The 18,059-nt window shown below is 66.3% G+C and carries 14 protein-coding genes and 1 tRNA gene; 2 read left to right on the forward strand and 13 right to left on the reverse strand.

The annotated features are described in order from the left end of the window. Positions 1–327, forward strand: a 327-nt coding sequence (locus tag J2X52_RS11725) for a hypothetical protein (RefSeq protein WP_310153354.1), incomplete at its 5' end; no start/stop codon positions are given. Here J2X52_RS11725 and fabV read toward each other — a convergent pair. After that, complete coding sequence (fabV, locus tag J2X52_RS11730) at positions 270–1,481, reverse strand: enoyl-ACP reductase FabV (protein ID WP_310153357.1); 1,212 nt, start codon at positions 1,479–1,481, stop codon at positions 270–272. The genes J2X52_RS11725 and fabV overlap by 58 nt on opposite strands. A gap of 207 nt (positions 1,482–1,688) precedes the next feature. Here fabV and J2X52_RS11735 point away from each other — a divergent pair, with 207 nt between their 5' ends. Beyond that, a complete protein-coding gene (locus J2X52_RS11735; RefSeq protein ID WP_310153361.1) occupies positions 1,689–2,237 on the forward strand; it encodes a cytochrome b in 549 nt (182 codons plus the stop codon). Positions 2,238–2,643: 406 nt separating this feature from the next. Here the strand turns inward: J2X52_RS11735 and asnB are convergent, their stop codons facing one another. The 12 genes from asnB to nuoN form a co-directional block, all read right to left on the reverse strand. After that, positions 2,644–4,347: an asparagine synthase B gene (asnB, locus tag J2X52_RS11740; RefSeq protein WP_310153363.1), complete on the reverse strand. Its 1,704-nt coding sequence runs from the start codon at positions 4,345–4,347 to the stop codon at positions 2,644–2,646. A gap of 291 nt (positions 4,348–4,638) precedes the next feature. Then, positions 4,639–6,042 carry a C4-dicarboxylate transporter DctA gene (gene dctA, locus J2X52_RS11745; RefSeq protein WP_310153365.1) on the reverse strand — a complete coding sequence of 468 codons (1,404 nt, stop codon included), beginning with the start codon at positions 6,040–6,042 and terminating at the stop codon, positions 4,639–4,641. A 176-nt stretch (positions 6,043–6,218) separates the two neighbouring features. Further along, positions 6,219–6,836: a hypothetical protein gene (locus J2X52_RS11750; RefSeq protein WP_310153367.1), complete on the reverse strand. Its 618-nt coding sequence runs from the start codon at positions 6,834–6,836 to the stop codon at positions 6,219–6,221. Between the two features lie 159 nt (positions 6,837–6,995). Further along, positions 6,996–9,104: a polyribonucleotide nucleotidyltransferase gene (pnp, locus tag J2X52_RS11755; protein WP_310153369.1), complete on the reverse strand. Its 2,109-nt coding sequence runs from the start codon at positions 9,102–9,104 to the stop codon at positions 6,996–6,998. 119 nt (positions 9,105–9,223) lie between these two features. Next, the gene (rpsO, locus tag J2X52_RS11760; protein WP_055247276.1) at positions 9,224–9,490 is read right to left on the reverse strand and encodes a 30S ribosomal protein S15; all 267 of its coding nucleotides are present in this window, start codon (positions 9,488–9,490) and stop codon (positions 9,224–9,226) included. 155 nt (positions 9,491–9,645) lie between these two features. After that, positions 9,646–10,692: a tRNA pseudouridine(55) synthase TruB gene (gene truB, locus J2X52_RS11765; RefSeq protein ID WP_310153371.1), complete on the reverse strand. Its 1,047-nt coding sequence runs from the start codon at positions 10,690–10,692 to the stop codon at positions 9,646–9,648. Continuing rightward, a complete protein-coding gene (gene rbfA / locus J2X52_RS11770; protein ID WP_310153374.1) occupies positions 10,667–11,026 on the reverse strand; it encodes a 30S ribosome-binding factor RbfA in 360 nt (119 codons plus the stop codon). The genes truB and rbfA overlap by 26 nt, the downstream gene beginning before the upstream one ends. A 123-nt stretch (positions 11,027–11,149) precedes the next feature. Further along, a complete protein-coding gene (gene infB / locus J2X52_RS11775; protein WP_310153377.1) occupies positions 11,150–13,756 on the reverse strand; it encodes a translation initiation factor IF-2 in 2,607 nt (868 codons plus the stop codon). A 154-nt stretch (positions 13,757–13,910) separates the two neighbouring features. Then, a complete protein-coding gene (gene nusA / locus J2X52_RS11780) occupies positions 13,911–15,422 on the reverse strand; it encodes a transcription termination factor NusA (protein ID WP_310153380.1) in 1,512 nt (503 codons plus the stop codon). An 8-nt stretch (positions 15,423–15,430) separates the two neighbouring features. Further along, positions 15,431–16,057: a ribosome maturation factor RimP gene (gene rimP, locus J2X52_RS11785; RefSeq protein ID WP_310153384.1), complete on the reverse strand. Its 627-nt coding sequence runs from the start codon at positions 16,055–16,057 to the stop codon at positions 15,431–15,433. A 233-nt stretch (positions 16,058–16,290) separates the two neighbouring features. Beyond that, positions 16,291–16,367 (reverse strand) — tRNA-Met (locus tag J2X52_RS11790). 148 nt (positions 16,368–16,515) lie between these two features. Then, on the reverse strand, positions 16,516–17,967 hold the full coding sequence (gene nuoN, locus J2X52_RS11795) for an NADH-quinone oxidoreductase subunit NuoN (RefSeq protein WP_310153386.1): 1,452 nt from the start codon (positions 17,965–17,967) through the stop codon (positions 16,516–16,518). Positions 17,968–18,059: the final 92 nt, after the last annotated feature.

The following is an 18,059-nucleotide window of genomic DNA, read 5'->3' on the forward strand; positions in this document are numbered from 1 at the left end:
ACGCAGCCCAAACTCGCTGCGCTCAGACATGGGCTGCTCTTCGGCCACGCCAGGCTCCGGTGCTCGGCTCGCTCTACGGCTCGATTCAAGTCAAAAGCCAAGGCCAAAGGCAAGAGCAACTGCAAGAGCAAGGACAAGGGCAAGGGCAAGGGCAAAAAACCAAAAGCGGGACCCGCCGAAGCCAGCACACCACGCCGCCTCCTCAAGCAACGCAAACCCACAAAAAAAGCCCCGCAGAAGCGGGGCTTTTCTCGAAATCCTGTAAACCGTCAGTCCCGCAATTCGATCACATCGAACTCCGCCACCGGATCCACCTCCGCGTCGTAATCCACATCGCTGCGCTCGAACCCGAACAACTTGAGGAATTCGTGCTTGTAGCCGGCGTAATCGGTCAGCGCGAACAGGTTCTCGCTGGTGATCTGCGGCCACAGCGCCTTGCACTGCGCCTGCACGTCGTCGCGCAGTTCCCAGTCGTCGAGACGCAGGCGGGCTTCGGCGTCGACCTCGGGCGCCGCCCCATCGGTGCGATACATGCGCTCACGGAACAGGCGGTCGAGCTGATCGAGCGTCCCCTCGTGCAAGCCCTTCTCCTTCATCACCTTGAAGGCGATCGCGATGTAGAGCGGCAGCACCGGAATCGCGGCGCTGGCCTGGGTGACCACCGACTTAAGTACGGCCACGTTCGCGCTGCCGCCGGTCTCGGCGAGCTGCGCATCGATACGCCGGGCGGTCGCGTCGAGGTCGGCCTTGGCCTTGCCCAGCGCGCCGTGCCAGTAGATCGGCCAGGTGATCTCGGTGCCGATGTAGCTGAAGGCCACGGTCTTCGCGCCATCGGCCAGCACGCCGGCCTCGCGCAGCGCGTCGATCCACAGCTGCCAGTCCTCGCCGCCCATCACGGTCACGGTGTCGGCGATCTCCTGCTCGGTGGCAGGCTCGATCGACGCTTCGATGATCTGGTCCTTGTTGGTGTCGATCGCGGTCGAGGTATAGGCCTCGCCGATCGGCTTGAGCGCGGATCGCTTCACTTCGCCCGTGCCCGGCAGCTTGCGCACCGGCGAGGCCAGCGAATAAACCACCAGATCGACCTGGCCGCCCATCTCGTTTTTGATCAGGTCGATCGCCTGCGCACGCGCGGCGTCGGAGAAGGCATCGCCGTTGATCGAGCGGCTGTAGAGGCCGGCTTCTTTCGCATAGCGATCGAACGCGGTCGAGTTGTACCAGCCGGCGGTGCCGGGCTTCTTCTCGGTGCCGGGTTTTTCGAAGAACACGCCGAGCGTGTCGGCGCCGAAGCCGAACGCAGCACTGATGCGCGCCGCCAGGCCGTAACCGCTGGACGCGCCGATCACCAGCACCTTCTTCGGACCGTCTTCGCGCACACCGCGCGCCTGCGTTGCCGCGATCTGGTCGCGCACGTTGTGATCGCAGCCGGTCGGATGCGTGGTGGTACAGATGAAACCGCGGACTTTGGGATGGATGATCACTGGTGTCGCCCGTGTGTCTGGAAACGTGGTGGCCAGTTTACGGGCTGGTGCCGTTGCGGTCCCGTACGGGGGCCGATGGTATGGCCGCACAGGGGTGGAATCAGGTGCTGTTCGAATCCCACTCTCTCCTTCATGCGGGCGGGCGCGATTGACAGCGCGTGGGCGCCCGGCTGAACTGTGCGCTGGATTCTTCCCCTGGATGCACGCATGCCGTCTCGCTGGACCGATTCACCGCTGCGCTACGGCCTGGTCACGCGACTGCTGCATTGGGGCATGGCCGCCCTGTTCGCCTGGCAGTTCACCGGCATGGGCGTGAAGCTGCTGCTCGGTCGCCATCCCCTGACCGCGTTTCTGGTCGGCACGCACAAGCCGATCGGCACGCTGTTGATGCTGGCGCTCCTGCTGCGCGGCGCCTGGGGTCTGTCGCAGTGGCGCAATCGTCCGCCGCATCCGGCGACGCTGATCGGCCGTCTGGCGCTCGCCGGGCATGCGGTGTTGTATGCGTTGATGTTCTACGTGCCCACCGTCGCGCTGCTGCGCGAATACGGAAGCGGCCGCGGCTTCGCGCCGTGGGGCGTGCCGCTGTTTCCGGCGACCGGCGAGCACATCGGCTGGCTGATGGCGCCGGCCAACCTGTCTCACGGCGCGCTGGCGTGGACGTTGCTGGCACTGATCGTCGGACACGTGCTGATGGTCGCCCTACACCACGTTTTCTGGCGCGACACCACGCTCGCGCGGATGGCCGGCAGACTCTGACGTCCAAATTCCCTGTAGGAGCGCGCTCGCGCGCGACGGGCTTCACCTGGGAGCCTCTCTTCGCGCGCGAGCGCGCTCCTACATGGGGGACGGGATATGGCGAGCAGATCGTGTCCAGTGGTGGCGCCGACCCAACTGTCGCAATGGGTTCGGGCGGAGACTTGCGGTGACCGTCGGGCACGTGGCGATGGTCATTCTGCACTCCGCCTGGGCGACACGACGCTTGCGCAGACGGCGAGCAAGTCCTGACTACTCCGGGGTCTCTGTAGGAGCGCGCTCGCGCGCGATGGGCTTTGCCTGGAAACCTCTTCGCGCGCGAGCGCGCTCCTACATGGAAAATGGGACTTCCCACGACCCCATCCGCGCGCACATCGGCTGACGGCGACCGACGTCGCGCTATACGTCGCTAAGCCGCAGCGTGATGCACGCCGGCCACCGCACGCCCCGACGGATCGGCGGCGTTCGCGAACGCCGCGTCCCACGCGATCGCCGCGGGCGACGAACACGCGATCGACTTGCCACCGGGCACCGTTGCCGCCGCAGCCGGCGACGGGAACTCGCGTTCGAATACGCTGCGGTAGAAGTAGGCTTCTTTGGTCTGCGGCGGGTTGTACGGAAAGCGATTCGCAGCCGAGGCGAGCTCACGGTCGCTGACCTGCGCCTCGGCATGCGCCTTGAGCCCGTCGATCCAGCCGTAGCCGACGCCGTCGCTGAACTGCTCCTTCTGCCGCCACAGGATCTCGTCAGGCAGATGCCCGTCGAACGCCGCGCGCAGCACGCCCTTCTCCATGCGCTGGAAGCCGTCGCTGCCGCGGTGGATCATCTTGTGCGCGGCGTCGAAGCGCATCGCCACGTCGAGGAACTCGCGGTCGAGGAACGGCACGCGCGGTTCCACGCCCCAGGCCATCATCGACTTGTTCGCGCGCAGGCAGTCGTAGGTGTGCAGCGCGTCGAGCTTGCGCACCAGTTCCTCGTGGAACTGCCGCGCGTCCGGTGCCTTGTGGAAGTACAGATAGCCGCCGAAGATCTCATCGGAGCCCTCGCCCGACAGCACCATCTTCACGCCCATCGCCTTGATTCGGCGCGCGAGCAGGAACATCGGCGTCGACGCGCGGATCGTGGTCACGTCGAAGGTTTCGACGTGGCGGATCACATCGGGAATCGCATCGAGGCCTTCCTCGAAGGTGTACTCGAAGCCGTGATGCACGGTGCCCAGCGACTCGGCGGCGATCGCCGCGGCGGCGAGATCAGGCGACCCCTTGAGACCGATCGCGAACGAATGCAGGCGCGGCCACCAGGCTTCACTCTGATCGCCGTCCTCGACGCGATGGCGCGCGTAGCGCGCAGCGACGGCCGCGACCAGCGAGGAGTCCAGACCACCCGACAGCAGCACGCCGTAGGGCACGTCGGTCATCAGCTGACGATGCACGGCGGCCTCGAACGCTTCACGCACGTCGTCGAGCGAGACATCCACGCCTTCGACCGCATCGAAGTCGCGCCACGGCCGCCGGTAGTACTGCGTGAGCACCCCGCTCGCGCTGTCGTACCAATGGCCGGGCGGGAACTGCGCGACATCGGCGCAGGTATCGGCCAGTGCCTTCATCTCCGACGCGACGCGCAGGCGGCCTTCGCGGTCGTGGCCCCAGTACAGGGGCACGACGCCGATCGGATCGCGGGCAATGATCGCGCGGCCGCTGTCGCGGTCCCATAACGCGAACGCGAAAATGCCGTTGAGGCGTTCCAGAAATGCCGACGGGCCGCTGCCGTCGGCCGCGTGCTCGCGATACAACGCGCTGACCACTTCGCAGTCCGACGCTGTCTGGAATGCGTAGGGCACGCGTAGTTCGGACTTCAGCGCCTGGTGGTTGTAGATCTCGCCGTTGACCGCGAGCACCAGCGCGCCGTCCTCGGACAACAATGGCTGCGAACCACCCGCCGGGTCGACGATCGCCAACCGTTCGTGCACGAGGATCGCGCGGTCGTCGACGTGCACGCCGCTCCAGTCAGGGCCGCGGTGGCGCTGGCGCTGCGAGCACTGCAGGGCCTCCCGGCGCAGGGTGGCGATGTCGTCGCCGGATTGCAGGCCGAAGATGCCGAAGATCGAACACATGGTGGAGCTCCTGGGATGTCGTGGATCGCGATGTCGGTGGCGCCGGATGCGGGGCACAAAAAAACCCGCAGCGCGGCCGATGCGGGTTCGTGTTCCGGTGCCTGCGCGTCTTGCCTTACTGCTGCGTCAGCTCCCACACCCGCCTCGGCCGCGCACGATTATTCGTGCGCAGTGCGTTGCGGTTGCGATTGTTGGCGGCGATGCGGGGCATGGACTGCAACCTAAAGGCTCTGCGGTGGGCGCGCAACCGTTGCGTGCGCAACGGCTGCGCCGAAGGACACCCGCCTGGGGTCAGCGGGCTGGCAGTGCGTCGACGGGGAGCTCGGCAGCCGCCTTGGCCTCGGCGGCTAGCCGGTCCGGGTCGACCAGACGCGGATTGTCGAGCACTTCGGCCAGACGCTCGCGATCCAGCTGTCCCGTCCAGCGCGCCACCACCAAGGTGCCGATGCCATTGCCGGTGAGATTGGTCAGTGCACGACCCTCCGACATGAAGCGGTCGATGCCGACGATCAGCGCGATGCCTGCCAGCGGGATCACGCTCTCGAACGCCGCCAGCGAAGCCGCCAGCGTCACCAGGCCCGCGCCGGACACCCCGGCCGCACCGTTCGAGGAAATCAGCATGAAGACCAGCAAAGCGATCTGCGTGCCGATCGGCACCTCGATGCCGAACGCCTGGGCGATGAAGATCGCGCCCATCGTCATGTAGATCGCGGTGCCGTCCAGGTTGAACGAATAGCCGGTGGGAATCGTCAGGCCGACGACCGACTTCGGCACGCCGGCGGCTTCGAGTTTCGCCAGCATGCGCGGCAGCACCGTCTCCGAGGACGAGGTACCCAGCACGATCAGCAACTCGTCGCGGATCATGCGGATGTACTTGAAGATGCTGAAGCCCGACCACCAGCAGATCGGTCCCAGCACTAGGAACAGGAACAGCAGGCAGGTCATCCAGAAGCTGACCATGAAGTAGCCGAGCGAGCCGAGGATGGCGCTGCCGTATTCGCCGATGGTGAACGCCATGCCGCCCATCGCGCCCAGCGGCGCGAACCACATGACGATCTTGATGACGCCGAACATCACCTGGGCGATGGTGTCGAGCGCCGCGACCGCCGGCTTGCCGCGCTCGCCAAGCATCGTGATCGCGCAGGCGACGAGGATCGCCATCACCAGCACCTGGATCAGCTGCCCTTCGACGAAGGCGCCGAAAAACGAGCCGGGAACCAGATGCAACAGGAATCCTGTCAGCCCCTCGCCCGCCGCGGCGCCGGCGCTGCTGAGCGTGCCTTCGGCCGCGGAGGCGTCGAAGGTCGCGAGATCCAGGCCGAGCATGCGGCCAGGGCCCAGCAGGTTGATGACGACCAGGCCGATGCCCAGTGCGAACACGGTGGTGATGTTGAAGTAGATGACGGTCTTGAGCGCCAGGCCGCCGGCCTTGGCGAGGTTGCCGAGCCCGGCAATACCTACTGCGACGGTCGCGAAGATGGTCGGCGCGATGACCACCTTGACCAGTTTGATGAAGAGGTCGGCCAGCCATTTCATCTGTGCGCCGACTTCAGGCGCGGCCAGACCGATGGTGATGCCCGCGGCGATGCCCACCAGCACCCAGAAATACAGGTGGTGCCACAGCTTCTTGCGCTTCGGCGCGGGCCCGGGTGTCGGGGCTTTGACAGCGTTCGGAGTCGAGGTATCGGTCTGCATGCCGCAAGCCTGCCAGATGAACGGCCGTTGCAAACTCACACCATGTAACTAGGTGGCGCAGTCAGGTTTGTCGCGGTCAACACTGCACAGGATTCGACCGCGGCCTGCGAAGAGTCCCGTTGAATGCAGGCGCGCTTGCGCGCGGTGGCCTTTTTGCAGATCGCGCATGCGCCCCGTCAACGCTTCTGATCAGGCGCCGTCCGGCACGTCGGGCCGTAGGCTTCGGCGTATGATCTGCCGAAGCACCGCAGCAGTCCATCGACGACGTCGAGATTGGGTGGCCAACGCATCCGCATCGGCGGCAGCCCGGGCTGAGTGGGCATCTCCAGGTAGCCGTCAACCAACGGCGGCATGCCGGGCGTGTCCGGATACGGCTGCGCAGCGAGCGACGCGCGCGCCTGCGCGAGCGCCGCGCGGTCACCCCCGAGGAATGCCACGGTGGCATCGAGATAATGGTTCCAGCCAGCCGGATCCTGATCGGCCGGCTTGCGCGTCGTCGCCAGCAGCGCAATCGCCTCGGCGTTGCGACCTGCCTGCGCCAGCATCTGGCCCTGATGCCAGGCGACCGTGGGCGAGGCTTGCGGATGCCGTTCGCGCCAGGCTGCGATCAGCTCGGCTGCGGCGAGCTGGCAGCCGGGGATGTTGCCGAGGCGGCGCCAGCCGCCATCAGGCATCGACTGATCGAACGCAGGCTCGTCGAGCGCGAGCATGGCTTCGCGGTCGACACTGCAGTCCGGGTTGGCGGTGTCGTGTGCATGGACCGGGGCAGCAAGGCAAAGCGCGGCGATCAGCAAGCACGTGCGCATGGCATCTCCTGATGCGGAAATCCTGATGCAGCGCGACGGGTTCCGCTGCGCGCGAACCATCCTATCGGGAGCGCTGTGCCACGTGCAGCCCCCAACGAAAACGGGCCGCTTGCGCGGCCCGTTTCGTATTGCATGCAACGCTGGCGATTACTCGGCCGGCGTGCCTTCGCCTTCGGCGACGGCCTTCATCGACAGGCGGATGCGGCCCTGCTTGTCGACTTCCAGCACCTTGACCTTGACCACGTCGCCTTCCTTGAGCACGTCGCCGACCTTCTCGACACGCTCGTTGGAGATCTGCGACACGTGGACCAGACCATCCTTGCCGGGGGAGATCGTCACGAATGCACCGAAGTCCATCAGCTTGACGACCTTGCCCTCGTAGATGCGGCCCGGCTCGACGTCGGAGGTGATCTGCTCGATGCGTTCCTTCGCGGCGCGACCGGCGGCGGCGTCGACCGAGGCGATCGTGATCGTGCCGTCGTCCTGGATGTCGATCTGGGTGCCGGTTTCCTTGGTGATCGCCTGGATGACCGAACCACCCTTGCCGATGACTTCGCGGATCTTGTCGGGGTGGATCTTGATCGTGATCAGGCGCGGCGCGAACTCGCTGAGTTCGGTACGGGCCGTGGTCAGCGCGCTGCTCATCTCCTGCAGGATGTGCAGACGGCCCTGCTTCGCCTGCGCCAGCGCGACCTTCATGATCTCTTCGGTGATGCCCTGGATCTTGATGTCCATCTGCAGCGCCGAGATGCCGTTCGTGGTGCCGGCGACCTTGAAGTCCATGTCGCCGAGGTGATCTTCATCACCCAGGATGTCCGACAGCACGACGAAGTCGTCGCCTTCCTTGATCAGGCCCATCGCGATGCCGGCGACCGGTGCCTTGATCGGCACGCCCGCGTCCATCAGCGCCAGCGAGGAACCGCAGACCGACGCCATCGACGAAGAACCGTTCGACTCGGTGATCTCCGACACGACGCGGATGGTGTACGGGAACTCTTCCATCGTCGGCATCACGGCGAGCACGCCGCGCTTGGCCAGACGGCCGTGGCCGATCTCGCGGCGCTTGGGACCCATCATGCGGCCGGCTTCGCCCACCGAGTACGGGGGGAAGTTGTAATGGAACAGGAAGTGCTCTTTGTACTCGCCGGCGACGGCGTCGATGATCTGGCCATCGCGCGCGGTGCCGAGGGTCACGGCGACGATCGCCTGCGTTTCGCCACGGGTGAACAGCGAGGAGCCGTGCACGCGCGGGAGGATGCTGACCTTCGAGCTGATCGGACGCACGGTGTCGAGCGCGCGACCATCGATACGGACCTTGGTCTTGAGGACCGAGTCGCGCATCGTCTGGTATTCCTGCTCGCCGAATTCCTTCGACAGTTCGCTGCTCGACCAGGCGTTGGCTTCGGCATGCGGCTGCACGGCTTCGAGGATCGCCTTCTTGACCTTGGAGATCGCGTCCTTGCGCTCGAGCTTGTCGCGCACCTGGAACGCGCTGGCAAGCTGCTCGCCGACCGCGCTGCGGATGGCCGAGATCAGGCCTTCGTTGGCGGCAGGCGCCGACCACTCCCACTTCGGCTTGCCGGCTTCGGCAACGAGCTCGTTGATCGTGGCAATGGCCACCTGCATCTGCTGGTGGCCGAACATCACGGCGCCGAGCATCACGTCTTCCGACAGTTCCTTCGCTTCCGACTCGACCATCAGCACGGCATTCGCGGTACCGGCGACGACGAGCTCGAGGTCCGAATCCTTGAGCTCGGACACGGTCGGGTTCAGCAGGTACTGGCCGTCCTTGTAACCGACCTTGGCGGCACCGATCGGGCCGTCGAACGGTGCGCCCGAGAGCGACAGCGCGGCCGATGCGCCGATCAGGGCAAGGATGTCGCCGTCGATCTCCGGGTTCATCGACATCACGGTGGCGATGATCTGGACTTCATTGCGGAAGCCATCGGGGAACAACGGGCGGATCGGACGGTCGATCAGGCGCGACGTCAGCGTTTCCTTCTCGGTGGCGCGACCTTCACGCTTGAAGAAGCCGCCCGGGATACGGCCGCCGGCGTAGAACTTCTCCTGGTAGTCGACGGTCAGCGGGAAAAAGTCCTGCCCTTCGCGTGCCGTCTTGTTGGCCACTGCGGTGACCAGCACCTGGGTACCTTCGCACGACACCATGACGGCGCCGCCGGCCTGGCGCGCGATCTCGCCGGTCTCAAGCGTCACCGTGTGGTTGCCGTACTGGAAGCTCTTTGTCACTTTCGCCACGTTGAATTCCTTGATGTCTCTTGCGATGAACCGACCGGGACCCATGCCCCGTCCGGGCGGGCGCTGCCACGCCCTAAAAAGAACCGCGGCGCATTTCTGCGCCGCGGTGGGTATCGGGTTTAGCGACGCAGGCCGAGCTTTTCGATCAGGGCCTTGTAGCGATCGGCGTCCTTGCGGTGCAGATAGTCCAGCAAGCTGCGCCGACGGTTGACCATCATCAGCAGGCCGCGGCGGCTGTGGTGGTCCTTCTTGTGCGTCTTGAAGTGCTCGGTCAGGTGCACGATGCGTGCGGTCAGCAGGGCGACCTGGACTTCCGGGGAACCGGTGTCGTTGTCGCCGCGCTTGTGTTCTTCGATGATCTTGCCGTTGTCGATGGTGCTGGTCATTTCATGCTCTCTGGACGCGGGTCCCGCAGAAGACGGCGACGTGTCGTGTGACCGTCGCGTACCGCCCGGACCGCCTGTGGATTAGGTGCTGCAGTGTGCCCTGAAAAAGGCCGCGGAATTGTACCGCTGGGCGGACGGCCGGACAAGGCGGCCATTCAGGGCCCGGTGGCGTTCGCGTCGGCCCGACGGAACATGCGTTGCGGTTTCAGGCGCCCGTCCTCGGCCACCTGCCCCAGGCCTTCGGCGCGACCGTCCGGCCCGATGATGGCCACCTCGCCCGCCGGGGCGAAGGGGCCCGACGCATCCTGCCCGTTCTGTAGGCGCGCCGCCTGGCGCGCGTCGACGTGGACCCGCGGCCAGGCCAGCATGCCCGCCTCGATCTCCAGCAGGCAGGCTTCGAGCTGCGGTTCGCCGCGCGCGGCCAGCGCCTGCAGGTCTTCGAGTGTCCACATGCGCGGATCGCGGAAGGGATCGACCCACAGCCGGCGCAGTTCGGCGACATGCGCGCCGCAGCCCAGCAGTTCGCCGAGATCGCGGACCAGGCTGCGGACGTAGGTGCCCGATCCGCATTCGACATGCAGGCGCAGTTGCGGCATGCCGCCAGGGTCGAGCACGCCGTCGAGCAGATCGGCCGCCGACTGCAGTTCGAAGGCGTGGACATCCACCGGCCGCACGTCGACTTCGACCGTCTCGCCGCGCCGCGCCTTGGCGTACAGCGGCTCGCCGCCGCGCTTGAGTGCCGAGTAGATCGGTGGACGCTGCTGGATGCGCCCGACCAACTGGCCGAGCGCGGCATCGAGAGTTTCGATGGTCAACGCGGGCACCGGGCGCTCGCGCAGAATCTCGCCATCGGCGTCGTCGGTGTCGGTGACCTGACCAAGCCGGGCGACCGTGGTATAGGCCTTGCGTGCGCCGAGCAGGCCGCCGGCGATCTTGGTCGCCTCACCGAAACAGACCGGCAGCAGACCGGTCGCCAGCGGATCGAGGCTGCCCGTATGACCACCCTTCTCGGCACGGAACAGGTGGCGGACGCGTTGCAGCGCCTGGTTGGAACTCATGCCACGCGGTTTGTCGAGCAGCAGGATGCCGTCGAGCTTGCGGAACTTCGTGCGCGGGCGGTCCTGCTGCCGACGCTTGCCGCGCGGGCGCGCGGGCGCCGCAGGCGAAGCGCCGGCGTCAGTCGGTGGAAGATTCGCCGACATCGCGCAGCAGGTTGTCGATGCGCTCGCCGCGGTCGACGGAATCGTCGTAATGGAAATGCAGCTCCGGTACGTGGCGCAGCTTGACTGCGCGCGCAAGGCGGAAGCGGATCTCGTACGCGACCGCCTTCAGCCCCTTCATCGCCTCGTCGGCGCGCTCGGACTGCAGCGCGGTCACGAAGACCTTGGCGTGCGCCATGTCACGCGTGACCTCGACATCGGACACGCTGACCGACGGCAACCCGTGTTCGGCGACTGCCTCGCGCACGAGCGTTCCGAGCTCACGACGGAGCTGGGCGGAGACGCGATCGGTACGGTGGAAGGATTTCGTGGGCACGGATGGAGCACCTGTTGCAATGGGACGGAAAAAGTCTGAAGCGGTCCGGGCGACACCACCCGAGACGACGACGGCCGGGTCCGTATCCACGGAGCCCGGCCGCCGGCATTGCATCCGGCGCCCTTACAGGGTGCGCTGGACCTCGATACGCTCGAAGCACTCGATCTGATCGCCCGGCTTGACGTCGTTATAGGCCTTGACGCCGATGCCGCACTCGGTGCCGTTACGCACTTCGTCGACGTTTTCCTTGAAGCGGCGCAGCGATTCCAGTTCGCCCTCGAAGATGACCGTGTTGTCGCGCAGCACGCGGATCGGCTTGTTGCGCTTGACCACACCCTCGATGACCATCGAACCCGCGACCGCACCAAACTTGGAACTGCGGAACACGTCGCGCACTTCGGCGGTACCGATGATCTCCTCGCGGATCTCCATGCCGAGGATGCCCGAAGCGACCTGCTTGACCTGGTCGATCACGTCGTAGATCACCGAGAAGTAGCGCAGATCCAGCGCGCTGTTCTCGATCACCTTGCGCGCGGATGCATCGGCGCGGACGTTGAAGCCGATGATGGTGGCCTTCGCCGCGGCCGCCGAATTGGCGTCCGATTCGGTGATGCCGCCGACGCCGGAGACGATGACGTTGATGCGGATCTGCTCGTTCGACAGTGCGACCAACGACTGCTTGAGCGCTTCGACCGAGCCCTGCACGTCCGCCTTGATGACCAGGTTGAGCGACAGCTGCTGCTCGGCCTGGCCCATCTGCGCCATGATGTCTTCCATGCGGTTGCCCGCGGCCTGCACCAGACGCGTCTCGCGGCGCTTGGTGTCACGCTGCTGGGCGACTTCCTTGGCCAGGCGCTCGTCGGCGACGACGACGAAATCGTCGCCCGCATCCGGCACGCCCGACAGGCCGAGCACCTGCACCGGGATCGACGGGCCTGCCGTCTGCACCTGGCCGCCGGTCTCGTCGAACAGCGCACGCACGCGGCCGTACTGGACGCCACAGACGAGGTAGTCGCCGCGCGCCAGCAGACCGTTCTGCACCAGCACCGTCGCGACCGGGCCGCGGCCCTTGTCGAGCGAGGATTCGATGACCGTACCGCTCGCGCGGCCTTCGCCCACGGCGCGCAGTTCGAGGATTTCAGACTGCAGCGAGATCGCATCGAGCAGATCGTCGACGCCGTCGCCGGTCTTGGCCGACAACTCCACCATCTGCGTGTCGCCGCCGAAGTCCTCGGCCACGATGTCGTGCTCGAGCAGTTCGTTCTTGACGCGCGACGGATCGGCGCCCGACTTGTCGATCTTGTTGATCGCCACGATCAGCGGCACCTTCGCCGCCTTCGCGTGCTTGATCGCCTCGACCGTCTGCGGCATGACGCCGTCGTCGGCCGCGACCACCAGGATCACGATGTCGGTGAGCTTGGCGCCGCGTGCGCGCATCGAGGTAAATGCCGCGTGGCCCGGGGTGTCGAGGAAGCTGATGACGCCCTTGTCGGTTTCGACGTGATACGCGCCGATGTGCTGGGTGATGCCACCCGCTTCGCCCGAGGCGATCTTGGTGCGACGGATGTAGTCCAGCAGCGAGGTCTTGCCGTGATCGACGTGACCCATGATCGTGACCACCGGCGGCCGCGCGACCTGGTCGCCCTGCGCTTCGCCCACGTGCGCGATCAGCTCGCTCTCGGCGTCGTCCGCGTCGGCGCGCACCGGAATGTGGCCGAGCTCTTCAACGGCCAGCGCCGCGGTGTCGTGGTCGATCGACTGGGTGATGGTCGCCATGACGCCCATCTTGAACAGCGCCTTGACCACGTCGCCGCCCTTCATCGCGAGCTTCTGCGCGAGGTCGGCCACGGTGATCGCTTCGCCGATCGCGACTTCGCGCTGCATCGGCGCGGTCGGACGTTCGAAGCCGTGCGGGCCACCACCACTGCGCGACGGCGCATTGCCGCGACGCTGCGGACCACCGCGCTGCGGCTTGCCGCGCGTGTTGCTGGTGCTGCGACGGGCGCGATCGGAGGCGCTCAGGTGCAACTGACCGGCGAAACGCGCGGTCTTGTCGTCGTCCTCGACGCCACTGACCATCGCGTGCGAGCCGCGGTTGCCCTTCTGCTTGGCGCCGGCGGGCGCATTGCGATCGTCCGCGCGCGGCGGCGTGGCCGGCTTGTGACCATGACCGTGCGCAGCCGGCGGGCGGCGCGTCGCTTCGGCTTCTTCCGGCGGCGCGGCGGCAGCGGCCGCGGCGACCTGGCGCAGACGCTCGGCCTCGGCTTCCGCTTCGCGCTTGCGCGCCTGGACTTCCTCGGCGCGGCGCTTGTCGTCTTCCGCCAGGCGCTGCTGCTCGGAGAGGTTCTTCGCACGCGATTCTTCAAGCTTGCGCAGGATCTCGGCGCGCTCGGCATCCGGATCGATCGCCGCCGCGTTGGGGTTCAGCGTGACCTTCTTGCGCACGACGACATCGACCGTCTGGCGGTTCTTGCCGCCACCGACCGTCAGTTCCTGCTTGCGGCTGCGGCTGAGCGTGATCTTCTTCGGCGCAGCGACTTCCTCGGCCGGGGCATCGCCCTTGCCGTGTGCGCGCTTGAGGAAACCGAGCAGCTTGAGCTTCTCGGCACTGGTCACGCTCTGGTCGGGATCGCTGAACGGCATGCCCGCTTCGGACAGCTGTTCAAGCAGTTTCTCGACCGGCGTATTCACCAGTGCGGCCAGCTTGCGGATGGTGGTTTGTTGCGACATTCGTGATTCCGGTTCCTTGCGCGCCGCCGCGAATTGCGGGGCGCAGTGGATTTGTCATTCTACCGCTGCATGGGATTCGTTCCGAACGGGATCGTCATCCGTGGCTGGCGGCCGCGTTCTAGGCCGGTGCAGGGCACCGGCCCGGCGCGACCCGTCAGCCTTCCCTTTCCAGCCGCGCGATCTCTTCGGCGCGCGCGGCGAGGATCAGCGCGGCGGCGCGGGCCTCGTCGAGGTCCTCGATGCCGAACTCGACCACTTCGTCCGCGCCCAGGTCCGAGAGGTCTTCACTGGTGCGGATGCCGTGGGCGGCCAGCGCGTACGCCGTCGCCTCGTCCATGCCGTCGAGCGCGAGCAGGTCGTCCGCCGGCGCATTCTCGTCGGCTTCCTCTTCGACCGCGAGCGCGTCGTTGAGCAGCGAGTCGCGCGCACGGCCGCGCAGTTCCTCGACGATGTCCTCGTCGAAGCCCTCGACCGCCAGTAGCTCGCCGACCGGCACGTAGGCGATTTCCTCGACCGTGCTGAAGCCCTCGGCGACCAGGATGCCGGCGATTTCCTCGTCGACTTCCAGCTTCTCCTGGAACAGGGCACGCGCCGACGCCTGCTCGGCATCGGTTTTCGCGGTGACCTGGTCCTGGGTCATCACATTGAGCTGCCAGCCCGACAGGCGGCTGGCGAGGCGCACGTTCTGGCCGCCCTTGCCGATCGCCTGGGCGAGCTTGTCCTCGGCGACCGCGAGGTCCATCGAGTGCTTGTCTTCGTCGACGACGATGGACTGCACTTCAGCCGGCGCCATCGCATTGATGACGAACTGGGCCGGATTGTCCGACCACAGCACGATGTCGACGCGCTCACCGTTCAACTCGTTCGACACCGCCTGCACGCGCGAACCGCGCATGCCGATGCAGGCGCCGATGGGATCGGTGCGGGTGTCGTAGGCCAGCACGGCGATCTTGGCGCGGTCGCCGGGATCGCGCGCGCAGGCCTTGATCTCGACCAGGCCCTGACCGACTTCCGGCACTTCGAGCTTGAACAGCTCCATCATGAATTCCGGCGCGGCGCGGCTGATGAACAGCTGCGGGCCACGGGGCTCGCTGCGCACGTCGTAGAGGTAGCCGCGAATGCGGTCGCCGGCACGCACGACGTCGCGCGGAATCGCCTTGTCCTTCTGGATCAGCGCTTCTGCGTTGCCACCCAGGTCAACGTAGACGTTACCGCGCTCGACGCGCTTGACCACGCCGGTCACCAGCTCGCCGACGCGATCCTTCCACGCATCGACGACCTGCTGGCGCTCTGCCTCGCGCACACGCTGCACGATGACCTGCTTGGCGGCCTGGGCGGCGATGCGACCGAAATCGACGTTCTCGATCTGCTCTTCGATGTAGTCGCCGACCTCGACGCCTTCGGCCTCGTCGATCGCGTCCATCAGACGCAGCTGGCGGTCGGGCGACTCCATGACGACGTCATCGGCCACGACTTCCCAGCGGCGGAACGTCTCGTAGCTGCCGTCCTTCGAATCGATCGCGACGCGCGTCAGCACGTCCTGATCCAGGTACCGCTTCTTGGCGGCAGTCGCCAGCGCGGCTTCGATGGCCTCGAGAATCACCGACTCCGGGACGCCCTTCTCGCTCGCGACCGCGTCGACGACCAGCAACAGTTCCTTGCTCATCTTTTCATTCACTCCGCACCGGTCGACGGATCCGCCGACCGCTTGTTGTCACGTGGTGTGTGGTTGGCCTTGCGGGTCGCGCCGGTGGCGCGGCCGTTGTCCTTCTTGTCCTTCGACGCGGCGAGGCCCAGCGCAGCCCAGTCGGGCACCACGCGGGCTTTCTCGATGTTGTCGGCCTGCACGGTGAGCGCATTGCCGTCGACATCGAACGTCACGGTGTCACCTTCGACGGCGGTGATGCGACCGGTCAGGCGGCGGCGCCCGTCCTGCGGCAGCTTCAGGCCGACCTTCGCGGTCTCGCCCTGGAACTGCGCGAACTGGGCAACGTTGAACAACGGACGATCGATCCCGGGCGACGACACCTCGAGGGTGTAGTTGCCGGTGATCGGATCCTCGACGTCGAGCTGCGCCGACACTTCGCGGCTGACCGCCTCGCAGTGTTCGATCGTCACGCCCTGCCCGCCTTCGCCTTCCGGATCGGCCTGGCCGGCTTCCGCGCTTGCCGGCACATCGATGTAGATGCGCACGAGCGCGCCACCCGGCGCCGTCAGGTATTCGATGCCCAGCAGTTCGAGCCCGAGGGCCTTAACCGTCGGTGCCAGCAGTTCCGTCAGTTGTGTCGCCTTGTCCGCCACTGATCCCTCGTCCGTTGCGTATCCGGTATCGCACGATCGTCGCGGCCTGCAAACGCACCGCGTTGCCCCGGGCGCCTGTGGTTTTCCGATCGCGGAAAACGACAAAGGGCCCGATGGGCCCCTTGTCCGATACCACTGGATGTCGGCGCCGAAGCGAAGCAGTTGCTTCGGCAAAGCCCAGATTCTTCGCGTCGGATGCCCCCGGAGGCGCGCCTTCTTTACTGCGTTGAATGTGGTAGCGGGGGCAGGATTTGAACCTGCGACCTTCGGGTTATGAGCCCGACGAGCTGCCAGACTGCTCCACCCCGCATCAGAAGCGGAATTATGAAGATTTCTCTTCGATATTGCAAGAAGTTTCGAGCGATTCCGCGTCCCTCGAACTTCTCCCGATTGCCATGTTGCAGCGACCGGGCGCGCATCTTAACCAGATGACGCGCGTATTACCAGCGCGGATCCGGTCAGGCGGCGAATGCCTGCTGGCACCACGCCATCAACGGACTGAAGAACGGCACGACCACCAGCAGCGCCAGCACGTTCAGTGCGAACACCACGCGCATCGGGGTGCCGGGACGCTGCGCCATCGGCGCGGCCTCGGGGGCATCGAAGTACATGACCTTGATCACGCGCAGGTAGTAGAACGCGCCAATGACCGCGAACACGATGCCGACGATGGCCAGCCACAGCAGATCGCCCTGCAGCGCGCCCTGCAGCACCGCGAGCTTGGCCCAGAAGCCGAGGAACGGTGGCACGCCGGCGAGCGACGCCATGATGCACAACACCATGCCGGCCATCCACGGGCTGCGCTGGTTCAGACCCTTGTAGTCGTTGATCTGCTCGGCTTCGAAACCGTTGCGCGACAGCATGACGATCGCGCCGAACGCGGCCGCCGACATAACTGCGTAGCTGACGACGTAGAACATGGCCGAGGCGTAACCCACCTGCCCGCCACCGGCGAGGCCGAGGAACAGGAAGCCCACGTGCGAGATCGTCGAGTAGGCGAGCATGCGCTTGAGATTGGTCTGCGCCAGCGCGAACAGGTTGCCGACCACCAGCGACAGCGCGGCGAGGATCGACAGCAGGATCTGCGCCTGGTCGTGCAGCGGGCCGAGCGCGGTTTCGAGCAGGCGCCAGGCCATGCCGAACGCGGCGATCTTCGGCACCGAGCTGATGAAGGCGACAATCGGCGTCGGTGCGCCGTGATAGGTGTCGGGCAGCCACATGTGGAACGGCGCGGCGCCGAACTTGAACGCGATGCCGACAATCAGGAACACCATGCCGGTCAGCATCAGCACGCGGCCGTCGCCCGACAGGCCGTCAATCGCGTCATTGATCGCTGGCAGCGACAGCGTGCCGGTCGCGCCATAAATCAGCGACATGCCGAACAGCAACATGCCCGACGCCAGCGCGCCGAGTACGAAGTACTTCATCGCCGCTTCCGACGCGAGCTTGCTGTCGCGGTCGCAGGCGACCAGCGCGTAGGAACACAGCGCCAGCAGTTCCAGACCGACGTAGACCATCGTCAGGTTGTTCGCCGACACCAGCAGCATCATGCCGGCGGTGGTGAACAGGAACAGCACCGGAATCTCACCCTGGTACAGGCCGCGATCGCGCAGGAACGTCCACGCGTAACCCAGCGCCGCGGCGCCGACCACGAGACCGGCGACCTTGAGCACGTCGGCGCCACCATCGCGCACGAACATGTCCGCGAGGATGCTGCCGTGGCCGCCGACGTCGAACACGATCAGCCCGGCGGCGGCGAGCATCGTCGCGACGGCCAGCACGTGGGTGATGATCCGGCGGCGCGGGTCGATGAACAGGTCGAGCATCAGCAGGGCGAACGCACCCAGCACGATCACGAGCTCGGGCACGATCGGGCCCAGCTCGGCCAGCGTGCGGATGGGAGGCGTCATCGGATTGTTGATCACTGCACACGTTCCTCGGCAATCCTGCGGATCGCACTGTTTCTATCATCGACCGATGCCGTCCATGGCGTGCCATGGGC

The sequence above is a fragment of the Luteimonas sp. 3794 genome (assembly GCF_031456825.1).
Classification (GTDB): Bacteria; Pseudomonadota; Gammaproteobacteria; order Xanthomonadales; family Xanthomonadaceae; genus Luteimonas.